The organism is Nonomuraea sp. NPDC050547, from assembly GCF_044457345.1.
Classification (GTDB): Bacteria; Actinomycetota; Actinomycetes; order Streptosporangiales; family Streptosporangiaceae; genus Nonomuraea.
On the sequence record NZ_JBITGW010000006.1, the window covers coordinates 1 to 25,356 of the forward strand.

The following is a 25,356-nucleotide window of genomic DNA, read 5'->3' on the forward strand; positions in this document are numbered from 1 at the left end:
CTCAAAGCGGACCATAGTGGCACGACGTCGGCGGGCAACCACCCCGATTTTCAGCCCGGAACGGGCCTCCCGCTAGGGAGATCAGTGACTAACCCACCGTCTGACCCCGCCCCCACCCCACGCCAAGCACCCCAAACCTCCACACCACGCGCTCACACCCCGCCTCCACACCGCGCGCTCCCACGCCTCCACGCCACGCACCCACACCCGCAGCCGCACCCGTGGATCGCAGTGGACGCAGGTGCGGAGTGCCGCACCTGGGCACCGGAACGTATGGCGCACGAGGCAGCAGCTTGAGTGTGCGGTGACACTCCCGGCAGCGCTGGGCACGCGGCAGCGGGCGCAGATGGCGTGGAGGTCGGGGGCAGGTGTTTGGGGGTGAAGGATTGACACGGGGATTTGGCGAGCTACGCTTCGGCCGGAGGCTAACGTAAGCGCTTTCGGAAGCGCTTACGAATAACAACCGTCGATCACTCGACCGAGAGGATCCGGATGTCGGCCCTTCGCGTGCGCTTATGTGCCCTGGCCACCACTACTGTGCTCGGTGCGGCGATGCTCGCGCCGGGGTCCGCTGTCGCGAACGATTCGGGGGGCGTCGAGTCCGCCGGTCCCGGCCATGCTGCTTGTGATCCGGGCAGCGCCGTGGTTCGGAATGTGAACGGAGCCGGCAACTGGGCGCCGGTTACGCCGTCCAAGTGGCGGCTGCCCGGGGATCAGGTCATTCTCGCCGAGGCGGGGGTGGCGCGGCCGGGGCCGCGGCGGCCGTTCGAGTACGCGGTGCTCACGGCGGGGCCGGAGTTCGCGTCGGTGGAGATCGAGGCGACCGTACGGCTGGACACGCCGGTCAGCGTCAGCAACCGGGACGTGATCATCGTGTTCGGATACCGATCGGACACGCAGTTCTCCTACGTGCATCTGTCCCAGGACAACACCATCTACCCGCACAACGGGATCTTCGTCGTCAACAACGCGGACCGCCTGCGGCTCGACCACCAGTGGAACGGCCAGGTGGGGGCGCCGCCTGCCGTCACCGACGCGCAATGGCACCGGGTGCGGGTACGGCACTGCGTGGCGACCGGCGAAATCGCCGTGTACATGGACGGCTCGACCACACCCCTCATGACCGCCACCGACAGGACGTTCGGCACCGGCCGGGTCGGTTTCGGTTCGTTCGACAACATCGGCCGTATGCGGGATATGTCGCTCAAGGGCACCCCGGTCTGCGCCGGGGTGGCGTCGACCGTCGTGGGGACCGACGGGCGGGATCTGCTGTCCGGCACCTCGGGGGCCGACGTGGTCTCCGGGCTCGGCGGCGACGACCTGGTCTGGGGACTCGGCGGGGATGACGTCGTCTGCGGTGGCGACGGCAGAGACGTGGTGCTCACCGGCTCGGGAAATGACCAGGTCTATGGGGGTGCGGGCAGTGACGTCCTCTCCGCCGGTAGGGGCGACGACTCCCTGTACGGCGGGCCGGACCCCGACGTCCTGAACGGCGGCCCCGGCAACGACCACCTCTACGGCACCCAGGGCACCGACGCCCTCATCGGCGGCCCCGGCGACGACACCACCCACGCCGACTCCTGACCCGAACCCCCTCCCGCCGCACGCACCGTGGCGATCCCCATCCGCAAGCCGCATTCGGAGCGACAAACCCGAAAACGCGCCCCCGCCCGGCAGGAGCGCGGAGGTCATCACAGGAATGCCCGGCCAACCGCCCAACAACAGCAGAGTCGGCCCGAAGCGCGCACCTGCCGAAGAACACACGTGGGCAGTTCCAGAGCAGGCAACCCCGGTAACACGGCCCAACAGGCCAACAGGCCAACAGGCCAACAGGCCAACAGAAGCAGACCGGCATAGCAGACCCGGCACAAGCAAGCCCCGGACGAGCAGGCCGACGCACAAGCAGGCCAGCGCACAGGCAGGCCGACGCACAGGCAGGCCGACGCACAGGCCAACCAGCGAACACCGGCGATCCCGTCGAACGAGCGCGGCACCGGCTGGCGACACCGCGTGCCGTACCAGAAGGCGCTGTTCCTGAAGCGCCCGAACCCCCAGAACCCACCCTCAACCCCCTCTGGTGATGCCATGACCGTGAAACCTCTCCGAACCTTGGCCGCCGCGCTGCTCGTGACCGTCCTGGCGACGACTCCGGCGGTGGCGGAGCCCGATGTGCCCATCGACGACCCGATCCCCGAGAAGCCGACGCCGTCGGCGCTGACTCTCACGCTGGAGGAGTTCGCGCAGTTCCCGAAGACGGAGCCGGTGCCGGCCCCGACCGACCAGCGCCTGGTCAGGTGGGCGCGGATCAACTACTTGGGCCAGGTGCCCGACCGCTCCGGCCGGATGTTCGTCAACGATCTCAACGGCAAGCTGTACCTGCGCGGCAAGGGCACGTGGCAGGAGTACCTGGATGTCGGCGCCACGTTCGCCCCGGACTTCATCTCGGGCCGCGGCCTGGGGAGTGGGTTTGGGTTTGTGGCGTTCCATCCGGAGTTCGCGAGGAACGGGAAGTTCTACACCGTCCACACCGAGGCCGGCGCGGCGCTCACCACGAAGACGCCCGACCTGACACCTCAGCCGAACTCGATCGTCCACGGCGTCATCGACGAATGGACGGCCACCGACCCCAGGGCGGGCACCTTCCAGGGCACCCGCCGCGAGATCCTGCGCCTCGGGTTCGGCAGCAACATCCACGGCATCCAGCAGATCGACTTCAACCCCACGGCCGGCCGCCGCGACCCCGACTACGGCCTGCTGTACGTGGCCGCCGGCGACGGCGGACGCGGCGTGACCACCACGAACCCACAGGATCTGGGCATACCGCAGGGCAAGATCCTGCGTATCGATCCCACCGGGACGAACAGCGCTAACGGCAAATACGGCATCCCGGCCGGCAACCCGTTCGTCACCCGGCCGGGCGCGCTCGGCGAGATCTACGCGTACGGCATGCGCGACCCGCACCGCTTCTCCTGGGACCCTGCCGGATCGAACCGCCTGTTCCTCGGCCACATCGGCGAGCACGAGATCGAGGCGATCTACGACGTGCGCGCGGGCGACAACTTCGGCTGGAGCGTGCGCGAAGGGTCGTTCGTCTTCAAGAAGGAAGACCGCTGCAACCTGTACACATTGCCCGCGGACGACGCCCAATACGGCTACACCTACCCGGTAGCCGCATACGACCACGACCCGCCGCCCGGCCACTCCTGCACGGCCGACAGCGGGCACGCGGTGGTCGGCGGGCAGGTCTACCGCGGCTGGCGACTGCCGTTCCTGTATGGAAAGTATGTGTTCGGCGACATCGTCGACGGGCGAATCTGGTTCACCTACGCCTCGAAGATGCGCCGGGGCAAGGACCGCGCGGTCATGTACGAGCCCAAACTCCGCGACGCCGCCACCGGCCAGCTGATGACGATGAAGGACCTGGCCGGCAGCAACCGCGTCGACCTGCGCTTCGGCCGCGACGGCCACGGCGAGCTGTACGTGCTGTCCAAGGCGAACGGCAAGATCTGGAAGATCACGGGCGCGCGCTGGGAGTTCCCGTCATGAGATTTCGGCATCTGTCCGTCCTCACGACACTCCTCCTCACCACCGCCCTGACCACCCCTCTCTCCGGTACGGCTACCGCCGCGCAACCCACCGGCACGGCCGCCGACACCCAGCTCCCCGACCCGGCTACCGCCACAGAACCGTCCAGCCGCGCCGCCACCACGCGACTCGCCGGTACGGCGGGAAACCCGGCATCCACCGACCTCACAACGCGCGCAACGTCCCGGGCAACCTCCGGCCTCACAACGCGCGGAACGACCCCGGCACTCTCCGACCTCGCAGCGCGCGGAACGAGCCCGGCAACCTCCGGGACCGGGACGGGCGCGCGCGAAGCGGCGGGCAACCCCCAGGCCGGCCCGGCGAAGGCCGAACCGGCGCCGGCCGCGGATGACGTCGAGGCGGCCAGAACCGAGGTCGAGGCGGCGCGGGCGGAGACCGCCGCGAAGGGGTGGGGGTGGCCCACCGTGTTGCCCGGTCTGCGGCGCAACCTGGTCGCCCACTACGACTTCGAGCACCCCGACCCCGCCAACCCGGCCGTGGAACAGGACCGGGGACGTTCAGGCACCGGCATCACCCTGGTCAACGGCGGAGCCGACATGCGGGTGCGGGACGGCGCGCACCGCGGCAGCCGTACCTCCCTGCAGGTGCGGCAGGTCAGCCCCACGACGGCGAGCAGCGACGACTGGAAGGCGGGCGTCTACTCCCCCACCGGCGTGCCCACGCTGAACGCCTTCAACGCCGTCCGGGGAGCCACCATCATGGGCTGGTTCAAGATGACCGGCCAGAACCCCAGCCCGAACTCCAACTCCGCCAACCCCGACGACTTCTACGGCGCGATCGGCCTGGCCGGGGTGCTGAGCGGCAACTCGCAGGGGCACGACGTACGCGCGCTGCTGGAGCTGATCACCGTCAACGGCGAGATGCGGGTCGTGGCGCTCGGCCGGCGGGTGGACGGCGGCAGCTCGCAGACATTCGCGGCCGACCGGCCATGGCAGGAGATTCTGCCGCCGGGCGAGTGGGTGTTCCTGGCGGCCACGTTCGACTACGACACCGCGACCATGCGCCTGTACAAGAACGGCCGCCCGCTCTCCGGCTTCTCCACGCTGACCGGCGACCCGTGGGCGATCGAAGGCCCGCCGGAACCCGACCTCGCCTCACCGACCGACCCGCGCGGCATCAAGATCGGAGGCAGCTACCCGCAGAACAACCGCGAAGGCAACCCCTGCAACTGCCGGATGGACAGCCTCATGTTCCTTGACCGGATCGCCACCCCGGGCCAGGTGCTGGCCCAGTACCTCCTGGTCGCCCGCCACTGGTGAGCCACCGCCGGACCGGTGCCGCCACACCGGCCCGGCGGTCGTCCGCGGGGGCGGCAATCCGGTCAGGGGGACGGCGTGGGCGTCTGCGTGCGGTGGTCCTTGAGATGGAGGTCGCCGCCGAGCCGCTTCCTGATGCGGTCGAGCACCTTGCGGGTGGACAGCGCGGTCCACAGGTGGCCGACCAGGTGGGGGTTGTACTCGGGCGCGGTGTCCATCCAGGCGTCCTTGCCCGCCTGGGTGGTGAACGTGGTGAGGAAGAACTCGCCGTCGCCCGTCTTGCAGTGGCCCTGCCGGAGTTCGGTGGCATCGATCTGGATCTTCGGACGGCAGTCGACCTTGGCGGCGAGCTCCTCGACGGTGAGCGCCACGGGCTGCGGGTTCTGGGCGGCGGCCACGTAACCGCCCCCGGACCCATCACCCGGCGAGCAGGCCGCGGCCAGCGCGACAGCGATCCCGCAGATGGTCAGCCGCGTAAATGTCGTCATGCGCGAAGATACGCACCCCCTGACCCGAGAGTTCACCCCAAGATCACCCAGCCACGCCCGGAAGCACGAAGCACAACCCTCAGCAAGACCCCGAGACGCTGGACAGAGCCGACGCCCGAGTGTGGGGCGTGGGAGGGGTCAGCGGAGTACTGTGCAGCCGGATGAGCGGAGGTGGTCGAGCACCGGGGGGTCGCCTTCGAGCTTGTTCCAGCGCAGGTCCAGCTTCCGCAACCCCCGTGGCAGCTCATCCGGCAGGGTACGCAGCCGGTTGTTGCGCAGGTCGAGTTCGACCAGCCCGGACGGCAGAGCGGGCACCCGGGACAGCAGGTTGTCCCGCAGGTCGAGGTGGATCAGCCCCGGCGGCAGAGGGGGCAGGTCGCGCAGCCGGTTCCCGCGAAGGTGCAGTTCCCGCAGCCGGCCGAGGCGGGCGAGCGAGGCGGGCAGAGTTTCGAGGCGGTTGTTGTACAGGCGCAGCTCCACCAGCCCGGCCATGTCCCCGAGGGAGGCGGGCAGCGACTCCAGGCGGTTGTCGGTCAGGTTGAGGTACGCCAGGCGGTCCAGCCTGCCCAATGCCGCCGGCACCTGGGTGAGGCCGTTGTCGCTGAGGTACAGGTAGTCGGTCAGGGGAAGGTCGCCGATCGTGGCGGGCACGGAGGCGAGCCGGTTGTGGCCGAGGTCGAGCATGCGCAGCGAGCCCAGCCCGCCGATCGCCGGGGAGATCTCGGTGAGCGCGTTCTCGGCCAGGTTGAGCGTCTCCAGGCCGGTCAGCTCCCACAGCGCGTCGGGGACGGAGGTGAGCCGGTTCCCGCCGACCGCCAGGTGCCTGAGGCCGCCGGGCAGCCGTTCGGGGAGGGCGGTGATGGCGTTGCCGTACAGGAAAAGCACTTCAAGGTACGGCGGGCAACAAGGCACCCGAGTCAGCAAATTTCCGTCAAGATGCAACTCCCGCAACCCGCTATATCCCGAAAAATCCGGAACATCCGTCAACCGGTTCCCATCCAGCAACAACACGGAAGCCCCGGAAGGATCCGGCACAGAAGTCAGCCCACGCCAGGCGAGATCGACACGCATGCCGCAGGAGCCTAGCGCTCCCGCAAATGGTAAAGGTCAGACGGCGAGATGGGCATCCGATCGATGTCGAACCCCTCGGCGTCCTCCACCGCCGAAGCGATCACCGCCGACACCGGAATCACCCCGGCCTCCCCCGCCCCCTTGATCCCCAGCGGGTTGAGCGGCGAGGGAGTCTCCAGATGAGCCGTCTCGATCCGCGGAATCTCACTCGCGTAAGGCATCAGAAAGTCCATGAACGAGGCGTTGAGCAGCTGTCCGTCCGCGTCATAGGCCATCCGCTCATAGAGCGCGCCCCCGATCCCCTGGGCCACCCCGCCGTGCACCTGCCCCTCGACGATCATCGGATTGACCAGCCGCCCGCAGTCATGCACGACCGCGTACCGCAGGATCCGGATCTCCGCGGTCTCAGGATCGGTCTCGACGATCGCGGCATGCATCCCCGCCGCGAAGGTGGACCGAAGCGGCGAATAGAACCCCCGCCCCTCCAGCCCGGGCTCCTCCCCGTCGGCGACGGGCGGCCGGTCCGTCGGAGCGGCGGTGGAGAACTGCGTGGCCTTCGCGGTCTCGGCGTCAAAGGAGTAGCGAAGCGGGTTGGACAGCACCGCCACGGTGGACAGCGGGATCGACGCGGACGACGAGCCGACCACGTGCACCAGCCCGTCGGCGATGTCAAGATCGGCAGGGTCGGCCTCCAGCGCCTCCGCCGCGATCCGCAACGCCTTCTCCCGCACCTTCCTGCAGGCCAGAGCGATGGCATTGCCGCTGACCACGGCGGCCCGGGAGGCGAAGGTGCCCACGGCATACCCGAACCGCCGCGTGTCCCCGGTCACGACGGAGACCCGCGAGATCGGCACCCCCAGCTCGCTGGCCGCGATCTGCGCGAACACGGTCTCGTGCCCCTGCCCCTGTGAGGTCAGCCCGGTGGAGACGTGCACCCGCCCGTCCGAGGTGATCTGCACATGCCCGCCCTCGTACGGCCCCACGCCGGTCCCCTCGACGTAACAGGCGAGGCCGATCCCCCGATGCGGCGCACGCTCGAAGGAGTCCCAGCCGATCAGCTCCTTGATCATGCGCAGCATCTCGGGATAGTTCCCGCTGTCGTAGACGAGCGGCCGCCCGTCCTGGAAGGTCATGCGCTGGTCGTAGGGGAACTCCTCGGGCCCGATGAAGTTGGCCGCGCGCACCTCGGTCCGGTCCATGCCGAGATGCTGGGCGATCTTGTCCATCGTCCGTTCCATGCAGAAGACGGCCTGCGGCCGCCCCGCGCCCCGGTACGGCGTGACCTGCACGGTATTGGTGTAGATGGAGCTGAACTCCACCCGGTAGGACCCGATCTTGTACGGCCCGAGCAGCTGCGTGGACGTGACGATCGGCACGATGATCCCGTACGGCGTGTAGGCGCCGTGGTCGTGCAGGATCGTCACCTCCAGCCCCAGCACCCGCCCGGCGTCGTCGAACCCGACCCGCACGTACTGCACCTGCGCCCGCTCATGGGCGCTGGCGACGAAGTGCTCGCGCCGGTCCTCGGCCCACTTGACCTCGCGCCCCAGCGTCATGGCCGCCCACGGCACCAGGACCTCCTCGGGCCACGGGTGCACGATCTTGACGCCGAACCCGCCGCCCACGTCGGGCGCGATCACCTCGACGTGGGGCAGCGGCAGCCCGAGCTTCGCGGCGATCGCCATCCGGACGCTGGTGGAGGTCTGGGTGCTGGAATAGACGCGCAGGTCGCGGCCGTCCCAGCGGGCGTACACGCCGCGGCCCTCCAGCGGCATGCTGGCGCTGCGCTCGATGTCCAGGCGGAACGCGAGCGTGTGCGGCGAGGTCTCGATGCACTCCCTGGCGCTCACGCCACCGGCCGAGGCGACCTCCTGCACGAGGTGGGCGCCCAGGTTGGCGGGCACGTCCTCGTGGACGAGCCGCGAACCCTGCGCCGCCTCCTCCAGGCCGACGACCGGCTTGAGCGGCTCGTAGTCGACCTCGATCAGCGCGCAGGCGTCCTCGGCCAGGTAGCGGTCGGTGGCCACGACCATGACGACGGGCTCGCCGACGTGCCGGACGGTCTCCCTGGCCAGCGGGTGGGCGGTGCGCCCGTGGGTGAGGGCCGGGTGCGGGATGAGCAGGGGCAGCGGCTCGGCCACCCCGGGCGGCAGGTCCTCCCAGGTGTAGATGGCGACCAGGCCCTCGACGTCGAGGGCCGCGGTGACGTCGATGTCGCGGATGCGGGCGTGCGCGTGCGGGGAGCGGACGAACGCGACGGCCAGCGCCTCGCGGCCCAGGTCGTCCAGGTAGCGTCCCTGGCCGGTCAGCAGGCGCGCGTCCTCCACCCGCTGGACCGGCTCGCCGAACAACCGCGTGCTCACGACTCCTCCGTCATCAGCTCCGCCGCCCTGTGCACGGCTTTGACGATGTTCTGGTACCCGGTGCACCGGCACAGGTTGCCCGACACCCCTTCGAGCACGTCCTCCTCGGTCGGCGCCGGGTTCTCCCTGAGCAGCGCCGTCACCGTGCACAGGAACCCGGGCGTGCAGAACCCGCACTGCAGCCCGTGGCACTCCGCGAACGCCCGCTGCACCGCCGACATCCCGTCCGGCCCGGCCAGCCCCTCGACCGTCGTGATCTCCTGCCCGTCCACCGTGACCGCGAACGTCAGGCAGGACCGCACCGGCTCCCCGTCCAGCAGCACCGTGCAGCACCCGCACACGCCGTGCTCACATCCGACGTGCGTCCCGGTCAGCCCGAGGTCGTGGCGCAGGCAGTCCGACAGCAGCCGCCGCGCCGGAACGCTCACCCGCCGCGCCACCCCGTTCACGACGAGCGTGATCTCGTGCCCGCTCAACCGCTCTCCCTCTCGCCGTCGTCACTGCCCGCGGTGCGGGCGGCCGCGCGCAGCGCCCGCTCGGCCAGAACCCCCAGCAGGTGCCGCCGGTACTCGGCCGTCGCGTGGATGTCCGCCTCCGGCTCCGCCTTCTCCTGTACGGCCCGCGCCGCGCAGACCCAGTCGGCGCCGTGCCCGAGGTCCCCGGTTACATCCACCACGAGGGGCACCGGGCCGACCCCGATGCACGCCACCCGGGCCACCGACACCCGCAGATCCTCGTCCAGGACGACCAGCGCGCACACCCCGGCCAGCGCGTAGTCGCCGTGCCTGCGGGCGACCTCCACGAAGGCGGTCCCGGAGCGCTCGCCCAAGGCCGGGAAGAACGCGGACACGGCCAGTTCGCCGGGCCGGATCGCCGACTCCATCGGGCCGGCGAAGAACTCCCCCGCCGCCACCTCGCGCTCGGTGCCGCGGGCGGCCAGCCGTACCGAACCTCCCAGAAGCGCGAGGACGGCGGGCAGTTCCGCGGCCGGGTCGGCGTGCACGAGGCTGCCCACGACGGTGCCGCGGCTGCGGATGGCGGGGTGCGCGACCAGCCCCAGGGCCTGCCGCAGCAACGGCTGGACCGCGGCGACCGGCGCGGAGCGGAGGATCTGCGCGTGCCTGGCCAGCGCGCCCACCCGCACCCCGCGCGCGGAGGTCTCGACGGCGGCCAGCGCGCCGACCCGGTTGATGTCGACGAGGTGCGCCGGGGCGGCCAGGCGCATGTTGAGCATGGGGATCAGGCTCTGGCCGCCGGCGAGCACCTTGCCCTCGGCCCCGGCCTCGGCCAGGGCGTCGAGGGCCGCCTCCACCTCGCGGGGGGCGTGGTACTCGAACGGGGCGGGCTTCACCCGGCGGTCTCCCTGATCTCGGCGGGCCGGCCGGCGATCCATCTCAGCAGGTGGTAGCCGCCGACCACGACGATGGTGCCGAACGCGATGCCCTGCAGCCGGAACTCCTCGGTGATGATCTGCTCGACCGGGCCGATCGCCAGGATGATGCCGGCGCCGATGGGCACCATGTTCACGGGGTCGGCGAAGTCCACTCTGTTCTCCACCCAGATCTTGGCTCCGAGCAGGCCGATCATCCCATAGAGGATGACCGTGACCCCGCCCAGCACGCCACCGGGCGTGGCGGCGACCAAGGCGCCGAACTTCGGGCACAGGCCGAACAGGATCGCGATGACGCCGGCGATGTAGTAGGCGGCGGTGGAGTAGACGCGGGTGGCGGCCATGACGCCGATGTTCTCGGCGTAGGTGGTGGTGGGCGAGCCGCCCACGGCGCTGGTCACGACGGTGCCGATGCCGTCGGCGGCGACGGCGCGGCCCACGTACGGGTCGACGTCGGTCTTGGTCATCTCGCCGACGGCCTTGACGTGGCCGATGTTCTCCGCGATCAGCGCGATCACGGCGGGCAGGACGAGCAGGACCGCGCCGAACCTGATGTCGGGCCCGTGGAAGCTCGGCAGCCCGATCCAGTCGGCCTGGGCGACGGAGGAGAGGTTGACCCTCGGGTGCGTGTCGATCTTGCCGGTGGCGGCGTTGAACGCGGTGACGTTCCCGAAGACCTTGTCGAAGCCCCATGACAGCAGGAATCCGGCGACCAGGCCGACCAGGATGCCGATCCGGCCGATGAACCCCTTGAACGCCACGATCACCACGAACGTGATCACCATCGTGATCAGGGCCATCCACTGGTCCTGCGGCCAGTAGACGTCGGCCACGACGAACGCCAGCCCGAACCCGATGAGCATGACGACCGCGCCGGTCACGACCGGCGGGAAGATCCGGTGGATGACCTGGACGCCGAGGAAGTGGATGGCCAGCCCCGCGAGGGCCAGCACGATCCCCGCCACCAGGATCGCGCCGGTGACGATGGCGTCGGCCGCCGGGGTGTCGCCGCCCATGAGCGCCCTGATGGCGATCACGCCGCCGACGAACGAGGCGCTGGTGCCCAGGTAGCTGGGCACCTTCCCCTTCACGATCAGCAGGAAGAGGATCGTGGCGATACCGGACATCATGATGGCCACGTTCGGATCCAGGCCCATCACGAGCGGGAAGACGAAGGTGGCGCCGAACATCGCGATCACGTGCTGGGCGCCGAACCCGACCATTCTCGGCCAGGTCAGGCGCTCGTCGGGCCTGACGACCTCGCCGGGAGCCAGGTGTTTTCCGTCGCCGTGTTTGGTCCAACCCAAAACCATGAGAGCCCCTTTTCTACCGGGCCGTCGGTTCGGTGGCCGCCCCGCAGGCTCCTCCGCGGCGGTTCCTTGCTTGTCGGGCACATTAGGCCCGATGTCACTGTCCTACACCGTCATGATCTGCCAAAGCTGGGCCGATGACCAGAGGCGGCCTTACCGGCGCACCGCCCTGAGCACGTGGTATCCCACCAGGAGGACGACCGTGCCGAGCGTGATGCCGCCGAGCGAGAAGGTCTGGGTGATGGGGAAGGCGACCGGTCCGATCGCGCAGATGATCCCGGCGCCGACCGGGACCATGTTGGCCGGCTCGGCCAGGTTCACCTTGTTCTCGATCCAGATCTTGGCTCCGAGCAGGCCGATCATGCCGTAGAGGATCGTGGTGACGCCACCCAGCACGCCGCCGGGCGTGGCGGCGACCAGCGCGCCGAACTTCGGGCACAGGCCGAACAGGATCGCGATCACCGCGGCGATGTAATAGGCGGCGGTGGAGTAGACGCGGGTGGCGGCCATGACGCCGATGTTCTCGGCGTACGTCGTGGTGGCCGAGCCGCCGACCGAGGTGGCGACCACGGTTCCGACGCCGTCGGCCATGACCGCGCGGCCCATGTACGGGTCGACGTCCGCGCCGGTCATCTCGCCGACGGCCTTGACGTGGCCGACGTTCTCCGCGATGAGCGCGATCACCACGGGGAGGCAGACGAGGACCGCGGAGACCTCGAAGACCGGCCCGTGCAGCTTGGGCAGCCCGATCCAGTCGGCCTGGGCGACGGCGTCGAGGTTGACGCGCAGGTGCTCGCTCACCTTGCCGTCGCCGCCGGGCGCGGTGATCGGCCCGCCGATCAGGTCCCAGGCCCACGACAGCACGAACCCGAACACCAGGCCGAGCAGCACCCCGATCCGGCCGAGGAACCCGCGCAGGACCCCGATGAACACGAACGAGGCCGCCATGGTCAGCAGGGCGACCCAGGGATCCTGGGGCCAGTAGACGTCCGCCGCCACGTACGCCATGCCGAACCCGATCAGCATGACCACGCCCCCGGTCACGACCGGCGGGAAGATCCGGTGGATGACCTGGACCCCGAGCAGGTGGATGGCCAGGCCCGCCAGCGCCAGCACCACCCCGACCGCGAGCAGCGACCCGGTCACCGTCGCGCTGTCGCCGCCCGCGGCCCTGATCGCCACCACCGCGCCCACGAACGAGGCGCTGGAGCCGACGTAACTGGGCACCTTCCCCTGCACGATCAGCAGGAACAGGATCGTCGCGACGCCGGACATCATCACGGCCAGGTTCGCGTCCAGCCCCATGACCAGCGGGAACACGAACGTCGCGCCGAACATGGCGATCACGTGCTGGGCGCCGAACCCGATCATCCTGGGCCAGGTGAGCCGCTCGTCCGGCTTGACCACCTCACCCGGCGCGAGCCGCTTCCCGTCGCCGTGCAGCTTCCACCCGAACGCCATCTTGCCTGCCCTTGCCTCTCACCAGCGGAGATGTCTCCTATTTGATGTCGGAGAGCACAATAGAGGCAGGAGTGACACGCGGCGTCTTCAGGCCACGTGAATGGTGAAACCGTCTCCGGCGACCACCTGGCCGGAGCGGATCTTGCGGGTCTTGCGGAGTTCGACCTCGCCGTCGACGGAGACCATCCCCTCCGCGATCAGGTGCTTGGCCATGCCGCCCGTCTCGGTGACCCCGCAGTACTTCAGCAGGTCGCACAGCGGGATGAAGTCAGAGTTCAGCTCGAAGTCCAGGTCCACAACGGCCCAGCTTAGATGCCCCGCATCCGCAGGACGTGCAGGGCCAGGGTGAGGTTGAGCCGCAGGTGGTGGTCCTCGGTGAAGTTGCCGAGCATGCGCTCCAGCTTCCCGATCCGATAGCGCAGCGTGTTGTAGTGGAAGTGCAGCCTGCGCGCCGTCTCGGCCACGTTGAGGTTCGTCTCCAGCAGGACCTGCAGGGTACGCCGCAGGTCGCCGTTCTCCGCGTCGTCGTCGCCGGCCAGCGGGCCCAGGGTCTCGCGGACGAAGGCGTGCAGTTCGTCGGTGTCGTTGACCAGCGACAGCAGCCGGTACACGCCGAGCTGGTCGAATTGGGCGACCGCGCCGGGGCCGTGGAGCTGGCGCCCGACCCTGGCCGCCTTCAGCGCCTGGGAGTAGGCCTCGGGCAGGGTCGCGGGGGCGGTGCAGCGGCGGGAGGTCCCGGTCGAGAACGTGGCGGGAAGGGCGTCGGCCAGGGCGGCGGCGGCGTCCTTGGCCACGCGGGAGGCGTCCAGGGCGGCGTCCACGACGGCGACGACCTCGTGGGAGAAGCCCGCGACGGCGCCGCGCGGGTCGTGCCTGCGCACGGCGGCGGTCCACCCGTTGACCATGCGGTCCTGGGCGCTGCGCTCGTCGCCGTCGGGGTCCAGCTCGGCCACCAGGACGGTCACGGGCCGCTCCAGGTCCCAGCCGAAGGCGCGGGCCCGCGCGCTGATGCGTTCGGCGCCGCCGGCCCGGCCGGTGAGGACGTCGCGCAGGAAGTCCGCGCGGTACTTGCTCTCGACCGCGTTGACCGCCTCCTGCCGGGTGACGACCAGGGCGGCGACGGTGGCGGTGCGTTCGAGTATGCCGATGTCGCTGTCGCGGATCGCGCCGGTCGGGCTGTAGGCGATGATCCGGCCGTGGTGGTGCCCGCCGGCGACCACGGGGACCGAGGCCAGGGTACGGCCGGCCGTACCGGGGAGGTCGACGGGCGCCGGAGCCGGCGGCCCTTCGCGCGCGATCGACTCGCGTAAGGCCGCCACGTGGTCGGAGGGCCCGGCGGCGGCGAGCACCCGCCCGCTGCCGTCGACGGCGGCCACCGCGACGTCGAGCAGCGCGGCCACCTCGGCGGTCACCTCGTTGAGCCCGCCACCGGCCAGCACGACCTGCACCAGCGCCCGGTGCGCCTCCTCCGCGCGGGCGAGGACGGCGGCCTGCCGGTTGAGTATGTCGGTGAGCACCTGGTTGAGGATGTCGTCGAAGCCGACGTCGTTCGGCAGGATGATCAGCGGGAACCCCAGCCGGTCGGCCTGCTCGACCATCTCCCCCGGCAGTTCGTCCACGTAGCGCCCGAGTTTGATGGCCAGCGCGGCCAGCCCGCGCTCGTCGAGGTCGGCGACGAGCCGGCCGAGCGACTGCGGCGTGTTGCGCAGCGGGTAGCCGGTGGTGAGCAGCAGTTCGTGCGGCTTCACCCAGGCCAGGATGTCGGGCACCTCCATGACGTTGAGGCGCTGCACGATGCGGCCGAGCCCGCTCTCCCCGGCGATCAGGCGGGCGTCGGCGAGGGTCGAGACGCCCAGCACCTCCCCGACGGAGACTCCGTGGATGATCGTGCCCGTGCTGGCCAGGCGAACGGGGGGCTCCATGTGGTGATTGTGACCCCAGAAGCGGTCTGTCAGGAAGAGCCAACCTTCTCCGTCACTGTTGGCAAATTTCTCCGTACGGGGTGTCGTGGGGCCGTTCTACGGTCAGGTCCAAGGTCGGAAGGGAGGCCCGGTGACGGTCAGTACACATCCCAGGCGTGCCCGCACCCACGTGACCGGTGCGGCCAGCGCCGCTGTGCGCCCGGTCCTGGAGTCGCCGCGACGCCGCGCCCGCGTGCTCGCCGCGTTCCCGGCCGGCATCTACCTGGAGGTCAGGACCGATCTGGAACCGTCGGTGATCGCGATCATCACCGGCGAGGCCACCCGCCTGCCCAACTCGGTCCTGCTCGCCGCCGATCTGCCGCACGTCACGGTGGGTGACGACGCGTCGGTGGGCGAGGGCACGATCGAGCTCGGCCGCCTCAGTCTGCGCGCCCGCCGCTGGTGGGACCCCGCCCCGCCCCTGCCTCCCGTCGATCCGGTACGGCTGGCCGTATCCCTGGATCCGGTACGCCCGGCACCCGGCCTGGCCGGTCACCAGGCGATAGAACTACTGGCCGAGTCCTGCGGCCGAGGCCGGCTCCTGGGCGTCGTGACCGCCGCCGAGCAGCTGATGGGTCTCGGCCCCGGACTCACCCCGAGCGGCGACGACGTCCTGGCCGGGCTGCTGGTGACCCTGCGCCACCTGGGCAGGGCCGCCGGAGTGGAGCGGGCGGTCTGGCTGGCCGACTGGCTGGCCGCGACCGTCGCCTACGACGCCCGCACCAGGACCACGCCGCTGTCCGCGACGCTCCTGCACTGCGCCGCGCGCGGCGAGTCGTGCCCGGAGGTGACCGGGGTGCTGCGCGCGCTGACCGGCCGCGGCGCTCTGGACCCGGCCGTGTCCAGGCTGTGCCGCCTGGGCCACACCTCGGGCGCCGATCTGGCCCAGGGCATCGGGATCGGGCTGGCGGCCGTCCGCGCGCTGGCCGCCGACCCGGTGCCGCCCGCGCTGGCGGTTGCCAGGTGAGCGCGGACGAGGTGGTCCTGCGCAAGGGCGTCTACCGCGACTCCGTCACGCTGATGCGGATCAGCAAGACCCTGGCCGACCTCGACGGCGTGGAGGTGGCCGTGGTCGCCATGGCCACGCCGCTCAACCTCGATCTGGCCCGCGACCTGGGCTTCGAGCTGCCCGCGGCCGACCCGGCCGACCTGCTGGTGGCGGTCAGGGGCGAGCGCGCGGCCGCCGCCCACGCCGAGCTCGACGCGCTCCTGTCCGCGCACGCCCCCGTCGCCGCCGCCGACAGCGACCAGCCGCCGCTCACCACCCGGTCGGCCGCCCGCCGTACCGAGGCCGGGGTGGTGCTGGTGTCGGTGCCGGGCGAGCACGCGTTCGCGGAGGCGGTTGACGCCGTCGAGGCGGGGCTGCCGGTCATGGTTTTCAGCGACGGCGTGCCCGTTGAGCAGGAGGTCGCGCTGAAGGACCTGGCCGCGGAGAAGGGCGTGCTGGTCATGGGGCCCGACTGCGGCACCGCGGTGATCGCCGGGGTGGGCCTGGGCTTCGCGAACGTCCTGCGGCCCGGCCCCGTGGGCATCGTGGCCGCCTCCGGCACCGGCGCCCAGCAGCTGTCGTGCCTGCTGGACCTGGCCGGGGTCGGCGTCAGCCACGTGCTGGGCGTCGGCGGGCGGGACCTGTCGCCGGAGGTCGGCGGGCGCTCGGCCAACCGGGCGCTCGCGATGCTGGACGAGGATCCTGCCACCGAGCTGATCGTGCTGGTGTCCAAGCAGCCCGCGGTACGGCCGGCCGTACCGGCGAAGAGGTTCGTGGAGGCGTCGGCGGATCTGACGGCCACGGCCGAGCGCGTCCTCAAGGAACTGGGGCGGGCCGTGCCCGAGTGGCCCGCCTGGCCCGCGTGGGCGGGCAGGACGGCCACCGGCACGCTGCGCGGCATCTACTCGGGCGGGACGCTCTGCGCCGAGGCCGAGGGCGTGGCGGGCACCGGCGAGTTCGTCGACTACGGCGACGACGCCTACACGCGTGGCCGGCCGCATCCGATGATCGACCCGACGCTGCGGCTGGAGGCGCTGGCCGCGGTCGCGGAGGGGGACGTGGTGCTGATGGACGTCGTGCTCGGCCACGGGGCCGACCCCGATCCCGCCGCCTCCTACGCGCACGCCGTCGCCCGCTGCCCCGCCACGGTCGTCGTGGCGCTGATCGGCAGCGAGGGCGACCCGCAGGACCTGCGCAGGCAGGCCGCCGCCTTCCGCGAGGCCGGCGCCGCCGTCTTCACCTCCAACGCCCAAGCCGCCCGGCACGCCAGGAGCCTGCTGTGAGCCTTCTGTCCGGCCCGCCACGGGTCATCACGGTCGGCGCCGAGCTTCTGGGCGAGGCCCTGGACGCGCAGGCGGTGCCGCGGACCGCCGTCGCGTGGCGGCCGCCGCTGCCGGGCACCGCCGAGGCGCTGACGCGGGTGCTGGCCGATCCGCGCCGGGCCGCCGCCAACGAGCGGGCCGTTCGCCGCCTGACCTCCGCGCGCCCCCACCTGGCCGGGGTACGGCGGGCCGCGGAGGCGCTCGACCTCCCGGCGCGTACGTTTCTGCACGCCGGCCCGCCCATCACCTGGGACCGGGCGTCAGGACCGATGCGCGGCGCCCTGATCGGCGCGACGCTGCTGGAGGGCTGGGCCACCGGCGAACGCGAGGCCGCCACCCTGCTGGCCGAGGGCCGGATCGCGCTCGAACCCTGCCACCACCACCGCGCGGTCGGCCCGATGGCGGGCGTGGTCAGCCCGTCGATGTGGATGTTCGAGGTACGCGACGAGGAGCACGGCGGCGCCGCGTACTGCTCGCTCAACGAGGGCCTGGGCAAGGTCCTGCGCTACGGCGCCTACGGACCCGAGGTGCTCGACCGGCTGCGCTGGATGGACGCGGTGCTGGGCCCCGCGCTGGCGGCGGCGCTGCGGGTGAGCGGGCCGATCGACCTGGGCGCGCTGATCGCGCAGGCGCTGCAGATGGGCGACGAGCTCCACAACCGCAACCGCGCCGCCACGTCCCTGCTGCTGCGCGAGCTGGCCCCGGCCCTGGTCGAGTCGGCTCCGGGCACGGCGGCCGAGGTGCTGCGCTTCGCCGGCGGCAACGACCACTTCTTCCTCAACGCGGGGATGGCCGCCGCCAAGGCGAGCACGGACGCGGCGCGCGACATCCCCGGCTCGTCGCTGGTGGTGGCGATGGCGCGCAACGGCACCGACTTCGGGGTGCAGGTCTCGGGGCTGGGCTCGCGGTGGTTCACGGGGCCCGCTGGGGTGCCCGACGGCCTCTATCTCGGCGCGTACGGCCCCGCCGACGCCAACCCGGACATCGGCGACTCGACGATCACCGAGACGGCGGGCCTGGGCGGCTTCGCGATGGCGGCCTCCCCGGCGATCGTGCGCTTCGTGGGCGGCGAGGTGGGGGACGCGGTGGCGGCCACCCGGTCCATGTACGAGATCACGCTGGCCGAGCATCCCGCCTACCAGATCCCGGGTCTGGGGTTCCGCGGGACGCCGGTGGGCATCGACGTCACGCTCGTGGCCAGGACCGGTGTGCTGCCGGTGGTCAACACCGGGATCGCGGGCCGCGTGGCGGGGACGGGGCAGGTGGGCGCGGGGCTGGTGAGCCCTCCGGCCGAGGCGTTCACCAAAGCGCTGGCGGCATTGACCAAGCGGGCCGCAATTCAGTAAGTGATCCATTCAAATACCACGTTTGCGCAGGTCAGACAGCACTTTTAGACGATATGTCAGCGTTCAACTTCCGTTCGTCAATCAACTGCCTATATCGTGTCGAACCTCATAATCTAGAAGTATCGTGTTACCGATGAGGCTGGAGATGGGGGCGGGAGATGTCAGCCGACCGCGTGCTCAGCGGGCCAGGCGCCGAGGGCGTTCCGCAGAGCCAGGGCCGACTGATCGGCCGGCGCTATCGCCTGATGTCGCCGGTGGGGCGCGGCGGCATGGGCATGGTGTGGCACGCCCATGACGTGCTGCTCGACCGCGCCGTCGCGGTCAAGGAGCTGATCCTCCCCTACGGCCTCGACCACTCAGGCACCCAGGTCGCCAACCGCCGCATGCTGCGCGAGGCCCGCTCCGCCGCGCGCCTCACCCACCCCGGCATCGTCACCGTCCACGACGTCGTCGAGGAGGACGGGCGGCCGTGGATCGTCATGGAACTGGTCCGCGCGTGGTCGCTGGAGCAGGCCGTACGGCAGAGCGGCCCCCTGCCCGTCATCCAGGCCGCCGAGATCGGCATCCGGGTCCTCGACGCGCTGCGGCACGCGCACGCCGCCGGAATCCTGCACCGCGACGTCAAACCCGGCAACGTACTGCTGACCTCCGACCGGGTCGTCCTGACCGACTTCGGCATCGCCGCCATCGAGGGCGACGTCACCATCACCCAGACCGGGCTGCTCATGGGCTCGCCGGCCTACATCCCGCCGGAGCGGCTGTCCGGCCAGCCCATCACGCAGGCGGCCGACCTGTGGTCGTTCGGCGCCACGCTGTACGCCGCCGTCGAGGGCCGCCCGCCGTACGAGGGGCCCGACGCCATCGCCGTCCTCGGCGCCGTCCTGACCCAGGACCCGATCAGGCCGCAGCGGGCCGGAGCCCTGCTGGGCGTCATCGAGGGCCTCCTGCGCAAGAACCCCGCGGAGCGCATGGCCGCCGCCCAGGTCGCCGAGCAACTGGAGAAGGTCCTGCACGCCCACGGCTCCCGGCCGCCGCGCGGCCCCGAGGCCAGTGGCCTGCCCACCCGGGCCGACCCGACGCCGGTCGGGCTGCTGCCTCCGCTGGAGCCGCCGTCGGGGCCGATGCCGTCGCGGATCGTGGAGACGCCCTCCGGGCCGGTACGCGTGCCGTACGACCCGCTGAAGAGCCCGTCCGGCGGCTACGTCATGCCCTACGACGGCCTCGACAGCCCTTCCGGCAGCCACAACACGCAGCAGATCCGGCAGCCCGGATCCTTCGACGCCTTCACCAGCCACTCCGGCCCGCTCCCCGCGGGCGGCTACGACTCCCTCACCGGCACCCAGGACCACCTCCCCCACCTCCCACCCGCCACCCCCGGCCCCCCAACCACCGGCCACTCCCCATCAACCGGCCACTCCCCTTCGACCGGCCACTCCCCCTTGACCGGCCATCCACAGCCGGGCGGCCACGCACCGTCCGGCGGCCACCCGGCGCCGAGTCCCCACTCCGGGCCAGGCACCCGCACGGGATCAGGTGCCTACCCCGGGCCGGGTGTCCACTCCGGGCCGGGCGCCCACGACCTGCGCTCACCTTCGGGCCCGCACGACCTCCGCACCCCCTCCGGCCCGCACGACCTGCGCTCGCCGTCGGGCTCGCACGACCTGCGCTCGCCCTCCGGGCCGCCCTCCCTGGAGTCGGTGTCGGGGCCGGGGATCGTGCAGCCGACGTTCGGGGGTGTGTCGGGGCCTCAGCCGATCTTGCCGCTGACCAGCGACGTCCGAAGCGCGCCCTGGCCGCTGGCCTCCGCGGACGACCTACGCGAACAGTCCAGGGATCTGTCCCGCGGCCTCGGCGCGAGCCGTGACTCGAAGGCGCCGGAACGCCTGACCAGGAGCCGCAGACGACCGGCCGACGACGGTTCCGGGTGGATGCGCGACGGCCGCCCCACCGCGCGCCTCATCGTGACCGCCCTGGCCGGCGTGGGCGCGGCGGCGGTGGCGATCTGGCTCCTGACCTCGGGTGGCACCCCCACCCCGCCCACGACCGCGAGCGGCGCGCCGACATCGTCGTCGAGCACGGCACCGGAGCCCTCGGTGGCGACCGTCCCCGACGGCTACAAGGAACACACCGCCGCCGGCTTCACCGCGGCCCTGCCCGGCACGTGGAAGGCCGCGACGACCAGCGGCGGCGCCACGTTCACCGGCCCCAAGGACTCGGGCATGAAGATCACCGTCCAGCAGACGGCCCCGCAGCCGGACGGCGGCGTGGCCGAACTGTCCAAGGAGGAGGCGGACGGCGGCGTCGAGGGCTACATCCAGGTACAGCTCCAGGCCCTGGAGTGGCGCGGCTGGAAGTCGGCCGACTGGGAGTACACCTACGCGCTGGGGAACGGGGTCCCCATGCACGCCCTGACCCGCTTCGTCAGCATCGACGATGCCGCCGCCTACAAGATCACCTTCGCCATCCCCGAGCTCAAGTGGGACGACCAGACCGAAACCCGCAACACCTTCCTGAACACCTTCCGCCCGGCCACCTGATCCGCGCCCCCGGCACCGCCCCGGCGGGCTCCGTGCACCCCTGGCCGGCCCCGGCGCCCCTCGCGGCCCGTCCGGATCACGACGATCTCCGCCCGGAGACCCGGGCGGCGGAGCCCGCCGGGATGGGGCCGGTCCGTGAGGCGGACACCCGGGCGGGTTGGTCGCGGCTTCCGGTGCCGCGTTTCGGCGGGCGTACCGTGAAGGGAACGCCGGCCTGTACGGTGCGGACATGAGGGTGCACGCGCTTCATGTCTATCCGATCAAGTCCACCCAGGGTCATGACCTCGACCGCACCGAGGTGGAGCCGTGGGGGCTGGCCGATGATCGGCGGTACCTGGTGGTGGACGAGCATGGTGAGATGATCACCGCGCGCCAGTTCCCGATGCTGCTCGCCTGCCGGGCCGAGGTCGCGGGCGGCACACTGACGCTGACCGGCCCGCACGCCGACCCCCTCCTGGTACGGCCGGCCGCGTCGATGACCGCTGTCACGGTCGTGCGTACCGTCGTGGAGTTGCGCGACTGCGGCGACGAGGCGGCCGCCTGGCTGTCGGCGCTGCTGGATCGCCCGGCCCGCCTGAAGTGGCTCGACGACCCGACCCGCCGCCCGATCGATCCCGAGTACAGCAGGCCGGACGACCGGGTCAGCCTGGCCGACGCCTACCCGCTGCATCTCACGACCACGACCTCCCTCGCCCAGCTGAACGACTGGATCGCCGAGACCGCCGCCGAGCGCGGCGAGGATCTGCCGGAACCTCTCCCGATGCGCCGTTTCCGCCCGAACGTGGTGGTGGACGGGGTGACGAAGCCGTTCGCCGAGGACCAGTGGAAGCGGGTACGCATCGGCGACCTCGACTTCCGTGTCACCAAGGGCTGTGACCGCTGCGTCCTGACCACCATCGACCCGGGCACCTACACCAAGGGCAAGGAACCCATCCGCACTCTGTCCAGGCACCGCAAGTGGGACGGCAAGGTCTGGTTCGGCATCAATCTCATCCCCGACGCCCCCGGCCACATCAGCCTGAACGACCCGGTCACCCCCCTGTAGGCAGCCTCACCCACACCGCCCAGGAACCACCCCGGGCGCGAAGACACCCCACGAGCGGGCAACTCCGGCACGGGCGCTGCCAAAGCCCGGACGGGTCGTCTAGACGACACCCGATCAGCCGATCCGCCCACCAGCGACTCTCACCCACAAACCCGTCCATCAGGACGTCCGGGCAGGTCGCCCACCGATCCCCCACACCCACCCCACCCAGCCCGTAAATAGCAGCTTTCCGGTGGTATGGGACACTTCACCGGTGACCGATACCCCAACAAAGCGCGACATTTCATCGCCCACCGACGTCCGCGGCATCCAGCGACGCACCCTCGCCGTCCTGTCGATCGCCCAGATCGTCGGCGGCGTCGGTGTGGCGGTCGGCCTCGCGCTGAGTTCCGTGGTGGTCGACCAGCTCTCGGGGTCCACGGTCATCAGCGGCCTGGCCGGCACCGCCACCGTCCTCGGCGCCGCACTGCTCGCCCTCCCCATCGCCAGAACCGCCGCCAGGAGCGGCCGCCGCGCCGGCCTCTCGCTCGCCTACGTCGCCGCCACCGCCGGATGCGCGCTCTCCGTCCTGGCGATCACCATCGAGTCCTGGCCGCTCCTGCTCGTCGGCCTCGTCCTGGTGGGCGGCGGCAGCGCGGGCAACCTGGCCGCCCGCTACTCCGCCACCGACCTGTCACCCAAGGGCCACGCCGCCCGCCACCTGTCGCTCGTGGTCTGGATGGCCACCGTCGGCTCCGTCGCCGGCCCGAACCTGGCCAAGCCCGCCGACCACGTCGGCATGTCCGCGGGCCTGGTCGCGAACGCCGGTCCCTTCGCCTTCTCCGCCCTGGCCTTCGCGCTCGCGTGGCTGGTCGTGGCGGCCGGTCTGCGTCCCGACCCGCTCAAACTGGCCCGCTCACTGACCGAACCGACCGAACGGAACGCGACGACCGAACCGGGCGAGCCGACCAGGCCGGGCGCGCGAGGCGGGCCGACCGGACCGGGCGCGTCGGGCGCGCGGCCCGCCGTACAGGACAAGGCGCTGCGGAACGGCTGGCGCACCCTGCGCACCACCCCCATGGCCAGGCGGGCGCTCGTGATGATCGCGATCAGCCACACGGCGATGGTCTCGGTCATGTCCATGACGCCGGTGAAGCTGCACCACGACGGCTCCAGCCTCGACGTCATCGGCCTGGTGATCAGCCTGCACATCGCCGGCATGTACATGCTGTCGCCGGTCGTCGGCTGGCTGGCCGACAAGGCGGGCCGGGTGCCCGTGCTCATCCTCGGCATGTCGCTCCTGCTCGCCTCCGCGGTGCTGGCCGGGACCGCGCAGCACAGCGTCTGGCAGGTCACCGCCGGCCTGGTCCTGCTGGGCCTCGGCTGGTCGTGCGGGCTGGTGGCGGGGTCGGCGCTGGTGACCGAGTCCGTGCCGCTGGACCGCCGCCCGGCCGTCCAGGGGCTGTCCGACCTGATCATGAACATCTGCGGCGCCACCGGCACCGTCGTCGCCGGCGCCATCGTGGGCGGCCTGTCCTACGGCATCCTGGGCCTGGTCGTCGGCGTCATGGTCACGGCCGCCGGCGTCTGGCTCTACGTCACCACCCGCCGCTGACCACGGGTCACTTGGCGTCGGAGTAGCAGGGGACGGACACCGACTCCATGGGGAAGCGCACCGGCGTCTGACCGAACAGCAGGCGGCTGGCCTCGGCGGCGGAGGCGGTCACGGCGGCCATGACCTCCTCGGCCAGCGGCAGCGGGCAGTGCACCATCACCTCGTCGTGCTGGAAGAACACCAGGCGCGCCGCCTCGGGCAGCCGCCCGCGCAGCACCGCGAGCAGGGCCAGCGCCCACTCGGCCGCGGTGGCCTGGACGACGAAGTTGCGGGTGAAGCGTCCGCGGTCGCGGGCGGCGCGGACGCCGTCGGGGCCGGACACGAGGTCACGCCAGCGCTGGGACGGCGGCGGCGAGGTACGGCCCAGCCACGAACGCACCAGCTTGCCCTCCTCTCCCGCCTTGGCCGCGTCCTCGACGAAGTGGTAGGCCTTCGGGAACCGCTGGCGCATCACGGCCAGGAGCTTGGGCGCGTCGCCGCTGGTGCCGCCGTACATGGCGGAGAGCATGGCGAGCTTGGCCTGGTCGCGCTCGCCGCCGAACGACTTGGCCAGGGCCGAGTAGAGATCGATCTCGCCCGCCGCCCCGGCCAGCCCGGCGTCGCCCGCCATCGCGGCCAGCACGCGCGGCTCCAGCTGGGCGGCGTCGGCCACGACGAGCGTCCAGCCGTCGTCGGCCACCACGACCTTGCGCATGACCTTCGGGATCTGCAGCGCGCCGCCGCCGCTGGTGGCCCAGCGGCCGGAGACGACGCCGCCGACGACGTACTCGGGGCGGAAGCGGCCGTCGTGGACCCACTGGTCGGCCCAGACCCAGCCGTGGAAGGAGTAGAGGCGGGCCAGTTCCTTGTAGGCCAGCAGCGGGCGTACCGAGGGATGGTCGAGCTGTTTGATCTCCCACGAGCGCGTGGACTTGATCGCCAGGCCCGCCCCCTTGAACGCCTTGACGAGCTGCTGCACCGAGTCGGGGTTGACCGCGTGCCCGAACGCCGCCGACACCTCGTCGGCCAGCGCCTGCAGCTTGGCCGGGCGCATGCCGTGGACGGGGCGGGGGCCGAGCATCTCGGTCAGCAGGGCGTCGTGGACGTCGCGCCGCCACGGCATGCCGTCGCGGGCCATCTCGGCGGCGACCAGCGCGCCCGCGGACTCGGCGGCCACCAGCAGGCGGAAGCGGCCGGGCTCCGGCAGGGCGTCGATGCGCCTGAGCTGGTCGTCGAGGACGTCGGCGAGCTCGCCGGTGTCGAGTCTTCTGCGCTCGGGCTCGAACAGGGTGTCCTGCCTGGCGGCGGGGCCGTCGCCGTCGTCGGGGACCGGCAGGCCGCGCAGCCTGGCGTGGGCGGCCTCGGCCGAGCGGGCCTCGCCGTAGCGGCCCTCGTGGGCCAGCAGCAGGTTCTCGGTGAGCGTGATGTCGTGGCAGCGCGACACGCGGCGCCCGGCCGACAGCAGCGGCGGGTAGGACTCCCGCGTGTCGGCCCACACCCATCGCGGGCGGGCGCGCTCCACCGCCTCCACGCGCTCCAGGAACGCGGCCCCCGCCCCTGCGGAGCCGCTCTCCTCGGGGAGGGTGCGGATCGCCTCCCCCGCCATCACCGCGTACACGCACCCCAGAGTGCCAGGTCA

Annotated in this window: 19 protein-coding genes; 9 read left to right on the top strand and 10 right to left on the bottom strand. The window is 71.7% G+C overall.

Going from position 1 to position 25,356, the window contains the following annotated elements:
• Positions 1–654: 654 nt before the first annotated feature.
• The 3 genes from ACIBHY_RS16215 (at position 655) to ACIBHY_RS16225 (ending at position 4,865) form a co-directional block, all read left to right on the top strand.
• Positions 655–1,584, top strand: a complete 930-nt coding sequence (locus tag ACIBHY_RS16215) for a calcium-binding protein (RefSeq protein WP_397242630.1) — start codon at positions 655–657, stop codon at positions 1,582–1,584.
• A 501-nt stretch (positions 1,585–2,085) separates the two neighbouring features.
• A complete protein-coding gene (locus ACIBHY_RS16220) occupies positions 2,086–3,546 on the top strand; it encodes a PQQ-dependent sugar dehydrogenase (RefSeq protein ID WP_397307032.1) in 1,461 nt (486 codons plus the stop codon).
• The gene (locus tag ACIBHY_RS16225) at positions 3,543–4,865 is read left to right on the top strand and encodes a hypothetical protein (protein ID WP_397307033.1); all 1,323 of its coding nucleotides are present in this window, start codon (positions 3,543–3,545) and stop codon (positions 4,863–4,865) included. The genes ACIBHY_RS16220 and ACIBHY_RS16225 overlap by 4 nt, the downstream gene beginning before the upstream one ends.
• Before the next feature lie 62 nt (positions 4,866–4,927).
• Here ACIBHY_RS16225 and ACIBHY_RS16230 read toward each other — a convergent pair whose 3' ends face one another.
• The 9 genes from ACIBHY_RS16230 to ACIBHY_RS16270 all read right to left on the bottom strand — a co-directional run bounded on the left by ACIBHY_RS16230 (position 4,928) and on the right by ACIBHY_RS16270 (position 14,867).
• Positions 4,928–5,350, bottom strand: a complete 423-nt coding sequence (locus ACIBHY_RS16230; protein WP_397242624.1) for a hypothetical protein — start codon at positions 5,348–5,350, stop codon at positions 4,928–4,930.
• A gap of 138 nt (positions 5,351–5,488) precedes the next feature.
• Positions 5,489–6,235: a leucine-rich repeat domain-containing protein gene (locus ACIBHY_RS16235; RefSeq protein ID WP_397307034.1), complete on the bottom strand. Its 747-nt coding sequence runs from the start codon at positions 6,233–6,235 to the stop codon at positions 5,489–5,491.
• A 197-nt stretch (positions 6,236–6,432) separates the two neighbouring features.
• Entirely contained in the window at positions 6,433–8,784 is a 2,352-nt protein-coding gene (gene cutA / locus ACIBHY_RS16240; protein WP_397307036.1) for an aerobic carbon-monoxide dehydrogenase large subunit, read from the bottom strand.
• Complete coding sequence (locus tag ACIBHY_RS16245) at positions 8,781–9,260, bottom strand: (2Fe-2S)-binding protein (protein ID WP_397242618.1); 480 nt, start codon at positions 9,258–9,260, stop codon at positions 8,781–8,783. Before ACIBHY_RS16245 ends, cutA begins: the two co-directional genes overlap by 4 nt.
• Positions 9,257–10,135 (bottom strand): FAD binding domain-containing protein, encoded by an 879-nt coding sequence (locus ACIBHY_RS16250; protein WP_397307037.1) that lies wholly within the window; start codon positions 10,133–10,135, stop codon positions 9,257–9,259. Before ACIBHY_RS16250 ends, ACIBHY_RS16245 begins: the two co-directional genes overlap by 4 nt.
• The gene (locus ACIBHY_RS16255; RefSeq protein ID WP_397307038.1) at positions 10,132–11,487 is read right to left on the bottom strand and encodes a uracil-xanthine permease family protein; all 1,356 of its coding nucleotides are present in this window, start codon (positions 11,485–11,487) and stop codon (positions 10,132–10,134) included. The genes ACIBHY_RS16250 and ACIBHY_RS16255 overlap by 4 nt, the downstream gene beginning before the upstream one ends.
• A gap of 150 nt (positions 11,488–11,637) precedes the next feature.
• Positions 11,638–12,945 (bottom strand): uracil-xanthine permease family protein, encoded by a 1,308-nt coding sequence (locus ACIBHY_RS16260; RefSeq protein ID WP_397242612.1) that lies wholly within the window; start codon positions 12,943–12,945, stop codon positions 11,638–11,640.
• 87 nt (positions 12,946–13,032) lie between these two features.
• Complete coding sequence (locus ACIBHY_RS16265; protein WP_397242610.1) at positions 13,033–13,242, bottom strand: RNA-binding S4 domain-containing protein; 210 nt, start codon at positions 13,240–13,242, stop codon at positions 13,033–13,035.
• Between the two features lie 11 nt (positions 13,243–13,253).
• Complete coding sequence (locus ACIBHY_RS16270; protein WP_379635093.1) at positions 13,254–14,867, bottom strand: PucR family transcriptional regulator; 1,614 nt, start codon at positions 14,865–14,867, stop codon at positions 13,254–13,256.
• 130 nt (positions 14,868–14,997) lie between these two features.
• On the opposite strand from ACIBHY_RS16270, the gene ACIBHY_RS16275 reads away from it, so the two are divergent.
• The 6 genes from ACIBHY_RS16275 (at position 14,998) to ACIBHY_RS16300 (ending at position 23,738) form a co-directional block, all read left to right on the top strand.
• A complete protein-coding gene (locus ACIBHY_RS16275) occupies positions 14,998–15,873 on the top strand; it encodes a DUF2877 domain-containing protein (RefSeq protein WP_397242608.1) in 876 nt (291 codons plus the stop codon).
• Positions 15,870–17,177 (top strand): FdrA family protein, encoded by a 1,308-nt coding sequence (locus ACIBHY_RS16280; RefSeq protein WP_397307039.1) that lies wholly within the window; start codon positions 15,870–15,872, stop codon positions 17,175–17,177. Before ACIBHY_RS16275 ends, ACIBHY_RS16280 begins: the two co-directional genes overlap by 4 nt.
• Positions 17,174–18,562 (top strand): DUF1116 domain-containing protein, encoded by a 1,389-nt coding sequence (locus ACIBHY_RS16285; protein ID WP_397242604.1) that lies wholly within the window; start codon positions 17,174–17,176, stop codon positions 18,560–18,562. Before ACIBHY_RS16280 ends, ACIBHY_RS16285 begins: the two co-directional genes overlap by 4 nt.
• 158 nt (positions 18,563–18,720) lie before the next feature.
• Positions 18,721–21,099 (top strand): protein kinase, encoded by a 2,379-nt coding sequence (locus ACIBHY_RS16290; RefSeq protein ID WP_397307040.1) that lies wholly within the window; start codon positions 18,721–18,723, stop codon positions 21,097–21,099.
• 229 nt (positions 21,100–21,328) lie between these two features.
• Positions 21,329–22,144: an MOSC domain-containing protein gene (locus tag ACIBHY_RS16295; RefSeq protein WP_397242600.1), complete on the top strand. Its 816-nt coding sequence runs from the start codon at positions 21,329–21,331 to the stop codon at positions 22,142–22,144.
• A gap of 253 nt (positions 22,145–22,397) precedes the next feature.
• Entirely contained in the window at positions 22,398–23,738 is a 1,341-nt protein-coding gene (locus ACIBHY_RS16300) for an MFS transporter (protein WP_397242598.1), read from the top strand.
• Positions 23,739–23,745: 7 nt separating this feature from the next.
• On the opposite strand, the gene ACIBHY_RS16305 is transcribed toward ACIBHY_RS16300, so the two are convergent.
• Complete coding sequence (locus ACIBHY_RS16305) at positions 23,746–25,323, bottom strand: bifunctional 3'-5' exonuclease/DNA polymerase (RefSeq protein ID WP_397243785.1); 1,578 nt, start codon at positions 25,321–25,323, stop codon at positions 23,746–23,748.
• Positions 25,324–25,356: the final 33 nt, after the last annotated feature.

Excerpts from the sequence above, each read along its gene's own strand:
- ACIBHY_RS16225 (WP_397307033.1), top strand. The coding sequence starts at position 3,543 with ATGAGATTTCGGCATCTGTCCGTCCTCACGACACTCCTCCTCACCACC.
- ACIBHY_RS16295 (WP_397242600.1), top strand. The coding sequence starts at position 21,329 with ATGAGGGTGCACGCGCTTCATGTCTATCCGATCAAGTCCACCCAGGGT.
- ACIBHY_RS16305 (WP_397243785.1), bottom strand. The coding sequence starts at position 25,323 with ATGGCGGGGGAGGCGATCCGCACCCTCCCCGAGGAGAGCGGCTCCGCA.
- ACIBHY_RS16220 (WP_397307032.1), top strand. The coding sequence starts at position 2,086 with ATGACCGTGAAACCTCTCCGAACCTTGGCCGCCGCGCTGCTCGTGACC.
- ACIBHY_RS16290 (WP_397307040.1), top strand. The coding sequence starts at position 18,721 with ATGTCAGCCGACCGCGTGCTCAGCGGGCCAGGCGCCGAGGGCGTTCCG.
- ACIBHY_RS16230 (WP_397242624.1), bottom strand. The coding sequence starts at position 5,350 with ATGACGACATTTACGCGGCTGACCATCTGCGGGATCGCTGTCGCGCTG.
- ACIBHY_RS16270 (WP_379635093.1), bottom strand. The coding sequence starts at position 14,867 with ATGGAGCCCCCCGTTCGCCTGGCCAGCACGGGCACGATCATCCACGGA.
- ACIBHY_RS16255 (WP_397307038.1), bottom strand. The coding sequence starts at position 11,487 with ATGGTTTTGGGTTGGACCAAACACGGCGACGGAAAACACCTGGCTCCC.
- ACIBHY_RS16260 (WP_397242612.1), bottom strand. The coding sequence starts at position 12,945 with ATGGCGTTCGGGTGGAAGCTGCACGGCGACGGGAAGCGGCTCGCGCCG.